The 13,122-nt window shown below is 60.5% G+C and carries 13 protein-coding genes; 10 read left to right on the forward strand and 3 right to left on the reverse strand.

From position 1 onward, the window contains the following. Positions 1-48: 48 nt before the first annotated feature. On the reverse strand, positions 49-834 hold the full coding sequence (locus ACFOW7_RS04315; protein ID WP_378161412.1) for an inositol monophosphatase family protein: 786 nt from the start codon (positions 832-834) through the stop codon (positions 49-51). Between the two features lie 180 nt (positions 835-1,014). On the opposite strand from ACFOW7_RS04315, the gene ACFOW7_RS04320 reads away from it, so the two are divergent. The 3 genes from ACFOW7_RS04320 to ACFOW7_RS04330 all read left to right on the forward strand — a co-directional run bounded on the left by ACFOW7_RS04320 (position 1,015) and on the right by ACFOW7_RS04330 (position 3,214). After that, positions 1,015-1,755: an RNA methyltransferase gene (locus tag ACFOW7_RS04320; RefSeq protein WP_378161414.1), complete on the forward strand. Its 741-nt coding sequence runs from the start codon at positions 1,015-1,017 to the stop codon at positions 1,753-1,755. A 172-nt stretch (positions 1,756-1,927) separates the two neighbouring features. Then, a complete protein-coding gene (locus ACFOW7_RS04325; RefSeq protein ID WP_378161416.1) occupies positions 1,928-2,458 on the forward strand; it encodes a hypothetical protein in 531 nt (176 codons plus the stop codon). Between the two features lie 192 nt (positions 2,459-2,650). Beyond that, positions 2,651-3,214, forward strand: a complete 564-nt coding sequence (locus ACFOW7_RS04330; RefSeq protein ID WP_378161418.1) for a hypothetical protein — start codon at positions 2,651-2,653, stop codon at positions 3,212-3,214. Positions 3,215-3,306: 92 nt separating this feature from the next. Here the strand turns inward: ACFOW7_RS04330 and ACFOW7_RS04335 are convergent, their stop codons facing one another. Then, positions 3,307-4,224, reverse strand: coding sequence for an SMP-30/gluconolactonase/LRE family protein (locus ACFOW7_RS04335; protein WP_378161420.1), 918 nt, complete (start codon positions 4,222-4,224; stop codon positions 3,307-3,309). Between the two features lie 412 nt (positions 4,225-4,636). Here ACFOW7_RS04335 and ACFOW7_RS04340 point away from each other — a divergent pair, with 412 nt between their 5' ends. From ACFOW7_RS04340 to ACFOW7_RS04365, 6 genes are all read left to right on the forward strand, one after another. Next, positions 4,637-5,101 (forward strand): hypothetical protein, encoded by a 465-nt coding sequence (locus ACFOW7_RS04340; RefSeq protein ID WP_378161422.1) that lies wholly within the window; start codon positions 4,637-4,639, stop codon positions 5,099-5,101. Between the two features lie 90 nt (positions 5,102-5,191). Further along, positions 5,192-7,453: a M14 family zinc carboxypeptidase gene (locus ACFOW7_RS04345; protein WP_378161424.1), complete on the forward strand. Its 2,262-nt coding sequence runs from the start codon at positions 5,192-5,194 to the stop codon at positions 7,451-7,453. A 316-nt stretch (positions 7,454-7,769) separates the two neighbouring features. Further along, a complete protein-coding gene (locus ACFOW7_RS04350; RefSeq protein ID WP_378161426.1) occupies positions 7,770-8,255 on the forward strand; it encodes a hypothetical protein in 486 nt (161 codons plus the stop codon). A 343-nt stretch (positions 8,256-8,598) separates the two neighbouring features. After that, positions 8,599-9,531, forward strand: a complete 933-nt coding sequence (locus tag ACFOW7_RS04355; RefSeq protein ID WP_378161428.1) for a ZIP family metal transporter — start codon at positions 8,599-8,601, stop codon at positions 9,529-9,531. A 51-nt stretch (positions 9,532-9,582) separates the two neighbouring features. Further along, complete coding sequence (locus tag ACFOW7_RS04360; RefSeq protein ID WP_378161430.1) at positions 9,583-10,083, forward strand: Dps family protein; 501 nt, start codon at positions 9,583-9,585, stop codon at positions 10,081-10,083. Positions 10,084-10,180: 97 nt separating this feature from the next. Beyond that, a complete protein-coding gene (locus ACFOW7_RS04365; protein ID WP_378161432.1) occupies positions 10,181-10,651 on the forward strand; it encodes an OsmC family protein in 471 nt (156 codons plus the stop codon). A 197-nt stretch (positions 10,652-10,848) separates the two neighbouring features. On the opposite strand, the gene ACFOW7_RS04370 is transcribed toward ACFOW7_RS04365, so the two are convergent. Beyond that, on the reverse strand, positions 10,849-11,616 hold the full coding sequence (locus ACFOW7_RS04370; RefSeq protein ID WP_378161435.1) for an SDR family NAD(P)-dependent oxidoreductase: 768 nt from the start codon (positions 11,614-11,616) through the stop codon (positions 10,849-10,851). 106 nt (positions 11,617-11,722) lie between these two features. On the opposite strand from ACFOW7_RS04370, the gene ACFOW7_RS04375 reads away from it, so the two are divergent. Next, complete coding sequence (locus ACFOW7_RS04375; RefSeq protein WP_378161438.1) at positions 11,723-12,634, forward strand: LysR family transcriptional regulator; 912 nt, start codon at positions 11,723-11,725, stop codon at positions 12,632-12,634. Positions 12,635-13,122: the final 488 nt, after the last annotated feature.

Consider the following 13,122-nt stretch of genomic DNA (forward strand, 5'->3'; position numbering starts at 1 on the left):
TAATACAAAAAACAGGACAGACCACCCAAGCAGCCTGTCCCGAGACGCTTAGCCCTCGCGATGGGCCTGCACGGTTTGCAGCAGTTGGTAGAACACCTTGGGGGTGCCGGCCACCAGATTGCCGCTTTCCAGATAGTTGGCCTCGCCTTCGAGGTCGGTGATCAGGCCGCCGGCTTCGAGCACCAGCAGGCTACCGGCCGCGATATCCCACGGTTGCAGGCCCAGCTCCCAGAAGCCGTCGAAGCGGCCACAGGCGATATAGGCCAGATCCAGCGCTGCTGCGCCCGGGCGGCGCACGCCGGCGGACTTTTGCAGCACGTCTTTGAACATTTGCAGATAGGCGTCGAGCTTGCCGAATTCACGGTAGGGGAAGCCGGTGCAGATCAGGGCTTCGGACAGGTCACGCGTCTTGGAGACACGGATGCGGCGGTCGTTGAGGAAGGCGCCGACGCCACGGGTGGCGGTAAACAGATCGTTGCGGTTGGGGTCGTAGACCACGGCCTGGGTGACCTGGCCGCGATGTTCGAGGGCGATCGAGATGCAGTATTGCGGGAAGCCATGCAGGAAGTTGGTGGTACCGTCGAGCGGGTCGATGATCCAGGTGAACTCCGAGTTGCCTCGGGCGCCGCCCTCCTCTGCTAGAATCGCGTGCTTCGGATAGGCTTCGAGGATGGTCTCGATAATGGCCGCTTCGGCGGCACGATCGACTTCCGAGACGAAATCGTTGTGCTGTTTGCGCTCGACCCGGATCAGGTCGAGGTTGTTGGAAGCGCGCTGGATAACGGAAGCGGCGCGGCGAGCGGCCTTGACGGCGGTATTGAGCATCGGATGCATGGCGATCCCCGGTCTTTCTGCAACGAGATGGATTCAAGCCTCCCGCCGCAAGCAAATAACCAAGGCGGCCGAAACGATTCGGCAGGCAGGTCGATGCGACGGGAAGCAAAGAACGAAAAAACGGCGTCGGATAGGTTCTGACGCCGTTTGATTTTTGACGATTTTACAGCTTTTCGGCGTATGGATAAACCCGCAACCTCTAACATTCTCAGCCGCATCCGCGTGGTGCTGTCCCATCCCTCCCACCCGGGCAATATCGGCTCGGTCGCCCGCGCCATGAAGACCATGGGCCTGTCGCGGCTGGTGCTGGTCAACCCGCGCAGCTTTCCGAGCCCCGATGCGCTGGCCTTGGCATCGGGCGCAACCGACCTGCTCGACGCCGCCCAGGTCGTCAGCGAACTCGACGACGCCCTGATCGGCTGCACCCAGGTGGTGGCACTGTCGGCGCGGCGGCGAGAATTGACCGTACCGATGCACAACCCGCGCGAACTCGCCCCACTGCTGATCGAGCGCTGTCAGCACGGAGAAGAGGTGGCGCTGCTGTTCGGCACCGAGATGTCTGGCCTGAGCAACGACGAGGTGCGGCGCTGCAACCGGGTGGTGTCGATTCCGGCCAACCCCGACTATTCCTCGCTCAACCTGGCCCAGGCCGTGCAAGTGATCGCCTACGAGCTGCGGATGGCCGTGGACACCGATCTGAGCCATTTGCAGGAGTATCACGAACTCGCCACCCACGATGACGTCGAGCGGCTCTACGTCGATCTGGAAAACACCCTGGTGCAGATCGGCTTTCTTGACCCCGACAATCCCAAGCGGCTGATGCCACGCCTGCGCCGACTGTTGGGGCGCGGGCAACTGGAGAAGGTTGAAGTGGATATTCTGCGTGGCATTCTGCGCGCCACCCGGGAAGGCAGACGGTAAGCACAGTCGTTTCGCCTGCGCCAGTCCGAGCAAGGCTTCGTCTTTTTTCTTCTTATTCAATTGTCCAGATACAAGCCGCGGCGTGCCCGCCCAAGCACGCCGACGCCTTGCTTTTGCTGATGTTCGACGCCGATTTGCCATTTATCGCGTTTTATCTTTTAAGGATTGTTCGATGAAATCTTCCTTATCTCTTCTTCTGGCCATGGCGCCCCTACTGCTCAACGGTTGTGCCGCGCCCGGGCGGCCGGTTCCGCCGATGCTGCACAGCGCCGAGATGCCCTACATTGAACCGACCATCGGCAGACAAGCCCGAGTCGTGTTCGCGCCAGAAACAAAATATCGCTCGATCATCCATACCTATCAGGATGCAGAGACCTGCACAGGACCGAGCTTGATCAAGCATCCCCATGAATTCAGCGTGGAAAAAGCCGTCCCCGCCAACAACAAGTTCGTCTTCACGCTGAAACAGGAAGGTGAATTCAGACAGTACTGCCGCAAAACTCTGGAATTCGTTCCCGAAGCGAATCAACGCTATCTGGTCGAATCGCAGATCCAAGCCCGCGAGCGACAATGCGCGGTCGAGGTCTTCAAAGTGATCCAGGGTGAGCCTGAGCGGCTCGAACGGGTAAAGACCGAGGAAAGAGAAGAGCACCTGAACAAATTCAATGCCATAGGAAAACGCCCTTCCTGCAAGCCGGCCTGATCATGCCCCAGCGCATTGCCAGCCAATTCAGTGTCAACGTGTCCGAACCTCAAAGCGCAGGCATGCATTGCCCCACCAGGTTTGGCAGCGGCGCCGATTTAACTGGAAATGCCCTAGCGTTTAACGCCCGTTGCGAACCTGCCGGGCCATGCCGATTTTTCACCAGATTTCCCTCAAAGATTTGTAATCTCCATGAGAATTTCCCTGCTTCCCCTGTGCCTTCTTCCACTCGCTCTCAGTGCCTGCGGTACGCTGCGACCGTATGTCGAACCGACCGATGGACCAACCTCCCGTATCACCTTTACCGTACCGCGCGACACATCGCTGGCCTCGACGATCGTGAGCTACGAGGATCCGGTCGAATGCGCGCGCATGCAGACGATCAAGGACATTCCCCAAGAGACCGTGACCAGGACCGTGCCGGCAGGCCAGGAATTCGCGTTTACCGTGACGCATCTCACTGCGCGCGGTCACTGCAAGATCACCTTGTCCTTCGTGCCGGAAACGGGGCAGTTCTATCGATTCCAAAGTACGTATAACCGCCACCATGGCCGTTGCTACGCCAATCTGAAACAGGAAAAGCCCGGAAACGGCCAAATCCTTCTCGAACCCGTCAAAGCCGACCAGCGCGACGATAGCCGCAAGTTCTGGCACCAGAACTCTCCCATCTGTCATCCGAAAAAGCCGCAGAACGAGCCGAGCCCCGGCAAGGCAGGCGAGGACCTGACCAGCACGCCCAAGTCTGAGGGCCAATAGGCTGTTCGTACTGAGCTGCCGATGCCACAACAGATTGAAAAGCGCCGGTCGATGGCTCGGCCGGCGCTTTTTGCCATAACTGACGAGCTGCTCTATCTCGGCCAGGCCCCGAATTCCGCCTCCACTACCACCCTGCCGTGTCCACGCTCGGTCACGCGAATGCCACCTCCCGGGAACACCCCACCCGCCAGGGCCGACACCGAAGTCGGCTGATCGAACCAGGCCTGCTTCAGCAGCGTTCCATCCTCGCGCACATGGCTGACCTTGCCGCCCAGAAATTCCGCCACCGCCACCCCGTCGCGGGTCAGGGCGAAGTCGTCGATAAAGCCCCAGGAGTCATAGATCGTCACCCCATCGCGCAATGCCTCACCATCGAAGTGATAGCGCTTGAGTTGCGACACACCGACATAGCTGAGCGGATTGAGCGAAACGTAGAGGCGCTCGCCGTCGATGCGCACGCCATTGGGTTTACACAGCGGGAATTGATGCAGGGTAAGTTGCTCCGTCACCTGACCATGGCTGTCGAGGCGGAGCTTCACCAATCGGCCCGGCAGCAGCGCTGCACCCGAGTCGGCCAGCACCAGATCGCCTGCTGCATCGACCGCCAGACCATTGGGCAGCGCCAGTCCGCTTGGCCGATAGATTTCGCGCAATTCGGCTGCCGGGTCGGACAGATCAAGCGAGAACAGACGCTTGATGGCGAACGGATTGAGCGCGGCATCGGTGCAGATCGTATAAAGCCGCCCATGCCGCTCGGCCATGCCAAGGAAATAGCAGCGCTGCAGCGTACCGTCGAGGCGACGAGCCGGCAGCGCACGGCGCTCGAAGCCATTGCCATCGCCACTTCCCTCATAGACCGCACCGTCGCCGCTGATAAACCAGCGGCCAGCCTCGGTCGTCAGTTGGTTTTCAGCCGCCGGGATCTGCCACAGGATGGGCACGGCGGCATCCACCGGGGCCGCACACAGGCCAAACGCCGCCAGCGCGGCCATTGCTCGCTTCAGCTTCATTGATGTCGTTCCTCTCTTGTTATGGGTGGGGTGCTGCGAGGGCGCAGTGTAGCCCCGGCCCTGGACAGACGGCGCAGCGGTGCGGGCTTTGCAACAGTTGTCCGAACCCAGTGCCGTGACCGGGCAATCAAAGACCGTGTCATCGATGCGACAGAGCGGCCGCCGACGCGGCCTGCATCAGCGGGACAATATTTCATCCATATTAATTAAGGTCTTAGCCAGCGCTAAAAAGCGTTTGGCAGATAACCGTCTATCTGTCCTGCTTTAAGGAGCAATCGGACCGACATGGCGGCAGATGCCATTCCTGTACAAATTTCCTGCAATACGGCGCCGGTCGAGATCGGGCTGGAAAAAGGTCAAGGCTCTTCTACTATCGATTGAGCATGTTTTGACCCCGGGAGCCAGCACGCCGATGTATCTCGCCGCACTTGCCCTGACCGCCGCCCTGGCCGCCGAGCCGGCCACACCGCCGGCCTCCCCGGCCAGACAAGCAGCCAGCGACACCTCACTCACCCTGGACGAGGCCGCCACCCGCTACCGCAGTCTGCGCGTGGTGCCTGGGCGCTTCAGCGGCGGCAAGTGGGAAGACACGGTCGATCGCTGGCTGGGCGAGAAACACCGCGCCATGAACCGGCTCGCCGACAGTCTGGGTCAGCCCGGCACGCCAGTGGCCGAACTGCGCCGGCTGATGGCCGAACCCGACCGCATCGTGCAACGCCAACAAGCCGACTACAGCGAACTGCTGACCCGGCTACCCAAGCTGACCGCCGCTGACGAACTGTGGATCTACCGCTGGCGCGGCGATCACGACTTTCTGGTCTTTGCCGTCGAGCGTGACCAGGTCAAGGCCGTGCAATGGTATCTGGCCGGCGAATAGGAGCGACGTCGGTCCGTTTCCGGCCGTAGCGATGGCCGGGCTCTTCGCTCTTGTCCATGCAACAGAAGAAGCCAACAAGGAGAAAGACGCATGACCAAAGCAACAAAAGGGCTGGTAGGAGGAAGAAAAACCGTCCTGGCGCTGGCCGTTGCCGCGCTGGGCAGCCTCAGCGTCATGGCACATGACTTTGTGCCCAAGAGCGAAGACCCGAACGCCGGGCGTGAGGTGGTAAGGGCTTACTTCAAGGATCTGAAACACGCGCAGCGCATCGTCCACAGCCGCTTCGAAACCCTCGAATCCAAATACGAAACCGGCTATCTGATCGTCAATGCCAACGCCACCGAGCGGGCCGAACTCGAAAGCCTGGGCTATCGGATCGAAGCCGATCCGCAGTGGCTGCACCGCACCGCCGCCATGCTGGCGCGCGAAGCCAGTGCAGCCGATGACGCCACGGCCATCCCGGGCTTTAGCTGCTACGAGACCGTGGAAGAAAGCTTCGCTGCGGCCCAGGCGCTGGTCGCCTCGCGCCCGACGCTGGCGAGCTGGAACAAGATCGGCGAATCGTGGCAGAAAACCACCGGTGCAGGCGGCTATGACCTGATGGTGCTCAAGCTGACCAATTCGGCCATCGGCGGCAGCAAGCCCAAACTGTTCATCAATAGCGCCATCCACGCCCGCGAATACGCCACCGCTCCGCTGACCCTGGCGTTTGCCAAGCATCTGATCAATGGCTATGGCACCGACCCGGATGCCACCTGGCTGCTCGACCATCATGAAGTCCATCTGCTGCTGCAAACCAACCCCGATGGCCGCAAAAAGGCCGAAACCGGGATTCTGTGGCGCAAGAACACCAATACCGCCTACTGCGGCGCCACCAGCAACAGCCGTGGTGCCGACCTGAACCGCAACTTCACCTATCAGTGGAATTCCACTGGGGGCAGCGGTTCGAGCGGCAGCGGTTGCAGCGAGGTCTATCGCGGTCCGAGCGCGGCGTCCGAGCCGGAAACCCAGGCCGTCGAGCGCTATATCCGCTCGCTGTGGCCCGATCGGCGTGGCCCCAACCGCGGCGATCCGGCACCGCTCGATACCAGCGGCATCCATCTCGATATCCACAGCCACGGCCGTCTTCTGCTGTGGCCCTACGGCACGGCCGGCTCGGTGGCGCCCAATGATGTCCAATTGGCCACGCTGGGCCGTAAATTCGCCTTCTTCAATAACCACACCCCGCAGCGCTCGCTCGATCTGTACGAGACCGACGGCACAAGCGACGGTCCGAGTTATGGCGAACTGGGTGTCGCGGCCTTCACCTTTGAGCTGGGCACGGCCTTCTTCGAATCGTGCAGCTACTACAACAGCACGCTGCTGCCGACCAACCTGCCGGCGCTGATCTATGCCGCCAAGGTGGTCCGCACGCCTTATCAGACCCCGGCCGGTCCCGATGCACTGGGCGTGGCGGTCAGCAGCGGCACGGTCGGCCCGGGCACCCCGGTCACGCTGACGGCCCAGATCGACGACACCCGCTACAACAACAGCAATGGCACCGAGCCGACCCAGACGGTGGCCGCCGCCGAGTACTACGTCGATACCCCGCCGTGGGTCGCCGGCGCCGTGGCCCGGCCGATGAATGCCGCCGATGGCAGCTTCAACGCCAACAAGGAAAACGTCACCGCCAGCATCAACACCAGCGGCTGGAGCGCGGGCAAGCATCTGATCTATGTGCGCGGCCGCGACAGCGCCGGCAACTGGGGTGCCTTCAGCGCGGTCTTCGTCAATATCAGCGCAGGCGGCACCGCACCGGTGGCCCGCTTCAGCCATACGGTCAGCGGCCTCAGCGCCTCGTTCACCGATCAGAGCACCGACGATGGCAGCATCACCGCCCGGCGCTGGGAATTCGGTGACGGCAACACCTCCACCGCCACCAACCCGTCCCATACCTACGCCAGCGGCGGCACCTACAACGTCCGCCTGACCGTGACCGACAACGACGGCCTGACCGCCAGCACCACCACGCCGGTAACAGTGGGGCTCGACGATGCCATCACGGTGGTGAAGGGCCAGCCGATCAGCAATATCTCGGATGTGCGCAACGGCTGGAAATACTTCAAGGTCAATGTGCCGGCCGGCGCGACCAATCTGTCGATCGCGATCAGCGGCGGCACCGGTGACGCCGATCTGTACACCCGACCGGGGGCCAAACCCGATCTCAGCACCTATACCTGCCGTCCGTACCGCAGCGGTAACAGCGAAACCTGTAGCTTCGCCACCCCGCCGGCAGGCTGGTACTACATCGGTATCCGCGGCTATAGCGCCTACTCGGGTGTTCGGCTGACGGTGAACTACACCGGCGGTTGATCAAACGATCTCCCCAATGGGCGGCTTCGGTCGTCCCTGCCCCCGTCCTGGACGGGGGTTTTTCTTTCTATATTTATTTTTCTCCATACACAAAAATATACCTTGCACATGTTTTGCATATTTATTGTATTTTTACCTGTCTCCGCGCCTTGCCCTGCCATTGAGCTGTCATTGAATATCTCGATAGTCGCCGTGAAAAATCCGGCCTGGTGACAGGGCCGGCTGGTCTGGTCAGTGAACTATGCTGGGAATAGCCCAAGCGCAGAACAGTCGTGCCAGAACAATATTTCGCAACTCAGCCAGGAGGAAACCTGCCATGTACGATCTACAAGCCTACGCCGCCCGCCAGGAGGAGTCGGTCTATGTCACCCTGACCGGCCTGCTGGACGATTCGAGCCATCAGGCCACCGTCCAGGATTTCTACCCCGGTGGCAGCATCGTCTATCTGGCCGACCCGGGCAGTGCCGAGGTGTTTATCGAGGAAAGCCGGCAGGGCGACCGCGATCTCGGTGCCATGTCGCTGATACCGTGGATCGCCCATCTGACCCTGCCTGACACCGAGCATGAATACCTGACCGTGCTGATCAATGACGAACCGGTATTGAAGGTCAAGATCCACCATCTGCCCGAGAGCTTCCGGGTGATTGCGCTGGGCGGCACCTATGTCGGCTGCGCGATTCTGCCGGCGGAAGCTCCCTACCCGCCGGCCTATCATTCAGTCTTCGGCCCCGCCCCGCGCCGCGATTGTGAACACTGGCGCGACAGCCACTGCGCCCAGGAAAAACACGAGAAATCCTATTGAGTTGCCAGCGGGAGCGTTGACCGGCGCTCCCGCCTGATCCTTCGCTTTAGTGCCTCTTCGTGCAAAGCGGAGTCGAAACCTGGTTGAGCGCTCTGTGCCAGGGCTTTCCAGCCTGACTCCGAATTGGCTGGCAATGCCCTAACTCCTTCTGTGCTCGACGCCGAGTCTCTTTCAAGGCATCAGGTCGTCCTTCCGCTGTATCGACGCTGTCTGGAGATGGCAGGTCGGCCGGGGTATATTTATTGTTATAAACTATGAAATAAATCAGAATAATAAATTTTTCCTTAATTCCAAGCTGTTCTACAGTACCGACAGACCATGTTCTGCCGCGAGGACCTTGCCCATGACCACCGATTTCGCCCTGGCCAAACCACACTGGTCGGCCTTGCTGCGCGAGCATGCCCGCCAGCATCGGGCGGCCGCTGCTGGTCTGGCGATCGGGCTGTTGGCCGTGCTGGGCTTGCTGGTGCAGAGTCTGTGGCAACTGCTGAGCGGCGACGGCTCGCCCGGTCTATATCTGGCAATGTTGGGTGGCACAGCCGGTTTCGCCGCCACCGCCCTGGGAGCCCTGCCGGCGCTGGTACTGCGCGGTTTGCCGCAACGGATCGAAGACAGCCTGCTTGGCTTTGCCGCCGGCATGATGCTGGCCGCCAGCGCCTTCTCGCTGCTGTTGCCGGGACTGGCCGCCGGTGCCGAACTCAGCGGCAGCAAGCCGCTCGGGGCAGGTCTGGTGGTGATTGGCCTGGCGCTTGGCGTAGCGCTGATGCTGGGGCTCGACGAATTCACCCCGCACGAACACGGGCAAGGCGGCCCTTGCGGACCGGGCTATCAGCGCTGTGACCGTATCTGGTTATTTGTGTTTGCGATCGCGCTGCATAACCTGCCCGAAGGAATGGCGATTGGCGTCGCGTTTTCGCAAGGCGATCTGCAAGTCGGTCTGCCGCTGACCACAGCGATTGCCTTGCAGGATATTCCCGAAGGCTTGGCCGTGGCCCTGGCCCTGCGCGGTGCCGGCTTCAAGCCCGGGCTGTCGGTGCTGGTCGCCGCCGCCAGCGGTCTGCTCGAACCCCTGGGTGCGCTGCTGGGTTCTAGCCTGTCGAGTGGACTGGCGTTTGCCTATCCGGTCGGGCTGGGTCTGGCGGCGGGCGCCATGTTATTTGTGGTTTCCCATGAAGTGATTCCGGAAACCCATCGCAACGGCCACCAGACGCCCGCCACGCTGGGCTTGATGGCCGGTTTCGCCCTGATGATGGTGCTGGACACCACATTGGGCTAGGCAGGCAGTCTCTGACTTTCTATGACGTCGTATCTACGCGGAGCTTTGATCATGAGCAGCAAGAAAAGCAAAACATCCACTCCCGCCATCGACATCGGCATCAGCGACGGCGCCCGGCAGAAGATCGCCCGGGGCTTGTCGGCGCTTCTGGCCGATAGCTACACCCTGTATCTGATGACCCATAACTTCCACTGGAACGTCACCGGTCCGCAGTTCAACAGCCTGCATCAGATGTTCATGGCCCAGTACACCGAACAGTGGAACGCACTCGATATGATCGCCGAGCGCATCCGCGCGCTGGGCTATCCGGCGCCCGGCACCTACAAGGAATTCGTCAAGCTTGCTTCGATCAAGGAAGTGGAAGGCGTTCCCAAGGCCACCGAGATGATCCGTCTGCTGGTCAACGCCCAGGAAGCCACCGCCCGGACCGCCCGTTCGCTGTTCGCCCTGGTGGACGAGGCCAATGATCAGCCCACGGCCGACTTGCTGACCCAGCGGCTCGAAGTCCACGAGAAGACCGCCTGGATGCTGCGCAGCCTGCTGGAGGAATAAACCCGAGCTGGCCGACAGTCAGCCCAGAAACACCTATGCTGTGCTGTACAGGCGCCGCGTCGGCCCGACGCGGCGCGGTCTTTTGTGGAGTCCAGTCATGAGCGAAGCCACGTCGTTCACCATCACCCTGACCCAGCAGCAGGACTACCGTTTTCTGATCGATTTCGGCGACGGCCTCCCGAACCTGCTGAGCGACGAATCCCCACCCGTTGGCCATGGCGAGGGTCCGGCCCCTTCGCATCTGCTGGCCGCGGCCGTGGCCAACTGTTTGAGCGCCAGCCTGCTGTTTGCCCTGCGCAAATACAAAAACCATCCCGAACCGCTCAAATCGACCGCCACCGTCCAGATGAACCGCAATGCGCAAGGTCGTCTGCGTATCGGCCATATCGCGGTGAGCCTGGAAATCGGCCAGCCGGAAGACGCCTTGCTCCATCGCGAACGCATCCTGTCCCAATTCGAGGATTTCTGCGTGGTCACCCAAAGTGTCAACCAGGGCATACCGGTCAGCGTGACGGTCAGGGATGCCGAGGGGCAGTTACTTCATGAGACGCGGCGGGAGGCAACCTAAACGTTCACTCCATCAGCAAAGCGGCCCTATCCGCCCAAGCAGGATATGGCCGCCTTTCCACACATTTCTTTATATTATTTAACCTTCCGACTTCTCCAGTCCAACCCAAATATCAGGGCCCGACAGATTGGGCGCTTTGTCAGAAAGGGTCGCAGATTCCAGCCTTCTCAATAAAAGGCTACTATCTGCGCATCCGTTTACTGCACCGTAAATCCACCATCGATCGTGATGCTCTGGCCGCTGAAGTAGCTTGCCGCCTCGGACAGCAGAAACAGCACTGGTTTGGCGATCTCGTCAGGGGACCCGGCCCGGCCGGCGGGTGAGTCGATCATGGCAGCCTGGAGCCGGTCGGGGCCGCCAAAGCCCTGCACGGCCATTGGGGTGGCGACCGGGCCGGGCGATACCGCATTGATGCGGATCCCGCGCTGGAAGTATTCCAGCCCCGCTGTGCGGGTCAGTCCGACCACCGCATGCTTGCTGGCGTTATAGGGCGATAGCGATGGAAAACCGAGTTGGGAAGTGATCGAGGCATTGTTGACGATGGCACCGCCACCGCTCTGCAACATGGCTTCGATCTGGTATTTCATCGACCAGAACACGCCCAGCACATTGATGCGCATGACCTGCATGAAGTCGTCGCTGCCGATTTCATGCAAGGGGGCAGCGACACCCAGGGTGCCGGCGTTATTGAAGGCGCCGTCGAGTCGGCCGAAATGCTGCACCGTCGCAGACACCGCCTCGCGGACCTGCTGTTCAACGCCGATGTCGGTCCTGACCACCAGCGCCTGACCGCCGCTAGCAACGATCTGCTCGGCCAGCTCACGGCAGGCCGTTTCCTGACGCGCGGCCAGCACCACATTGGCCCCGACTCGGCCCAAAGCCAGCGCAGTCGCGGCGCCGATACCGGACGAAGCGCCCGTCACCAGATAGGTTTTGCCGGTCAGATCGGACAGGATATTTTCCATTGCAGTCTCCTAAAGCTCGGTTAAGTAAGCGGGGCGAAGATTACAGTTCGCTTGATTGAGCAACAATCCGCACTTTTTTTGATGATTTGATGAGAGATATTCAACAATGGCCATTGGCAATCTGACCGATCTGCACGCTTTCGCCACCGTGGCCCGCTTGCGCAGCTTCCGCCGCGCGGCGGTGGAGCTGGGGGTCTCACCTTCTGCGCTGAGCCATACGCTGCGCAGTCTCGAAGACAAGCTCGGTCTTCGTCTGCTCAACCGCACGACCCGCAGCGTGGCGCCGACGGCTGCGGGTGAGATGCTGCTGGGTCGGCTGTCGCCGGCACTGCTCGATATTCAGAGCGCGCTCGATGAGGTCAATGCCTTTCGCGATTCACCGCTTGGCACCCTGCGCATCAACGCATCCCGCCCGGCAGCCGAGCTTGTGCTGGCACCGCTGGTCACGGCCTTTCTGCAACGCCATCCCGGGATGGAAGTGGAATTGGTCACGGACGACCGGCTGGTGGATATCGTGGCCGAAGGCTTCGACGCCGGCGTGCGGTTCGGTGAACGTCTACAGCAGGATATGGTGGCGATCCCGCTTGGCCCGTCACAGCGCTTCGTGGTGGTGGCTTCGCCCAGCTATCTGGCCCGCCATGGCACGCCCGAATCGCCACGGGAGCTGGATCAGCATCGTTGTATCCGGCTGCGCTTTCCAAGCGGCTCGATCTATCACTGGGAATTCTCCCGTGCCGAGGAAAGTCTGGAGATCGAGGTCAACGGCCCCTTGACCGTCGGCGAAATGTCACTCCAGGTCAGCGCGGCCGAAGCCGGACTCGGGCTCGCCTATGTCTACCACCAATATGCCGCGCCGGGCCTCACGGCCGGACGCTTGGTGACGGTGCTGGATGATTGGCGGCCGGAGATTCCGGGCTTTTTTCTCTACTATCCCAGCCGCCGTTTGATGCCCGCTGGATTGCGGGCGTTTGTGGAGTTATTGAAGGAACAGAGGGAGCAATTTATTCCCCAACCCTGAAAACTGGGGTTCTGTTTTTTGGAGGGCATTAGTTGGGGCAAGTTAGAAATACGCATAAACTTTAAGAAATTTTCCTGATTGCCAGGGTGAATTCTGGCCTTGAAGGTGTTTGGAAAATTTTCAGAATCAAGTCAGCCACAAAGATCTTCCCATTCACACCATTAGAGCCCGTTATGAACCAAGAGCCATTAACAAAAATGTTTTGGCGTTACTCGAAAAACCCCCAAGCACTTGATTTATCGCAACTTATATGTATCGGAAAATTTATTGCACGAAATTTTAGCAGTGATCGGCATAGGACATCATTACCCAGCCGACTCTGCTCAAAAGATTTTTGTTGGCAGCTCTCGGTTCACAACAGACCCCAGAGAAATAAATATTTCTGCAATTTCATCACAATATATTCAGGCACATTCAGATAGAAATAAAAGTGTTACCCCATCAAGAGCAGCGTGAGAACGAGATATCCCGTAGGGTGTGTTAGGCCA

This window comes from Chitinimonas lacunae, assembly GCF_042650885.1.
Taxonomy (GTDB): Bacteria; Pseudomonadota; Gammaproteobacteria; order Burkholderiales; family Chitinimonadaceae; genus Chitinimonas_A; species Chitinimonas_A lacunae.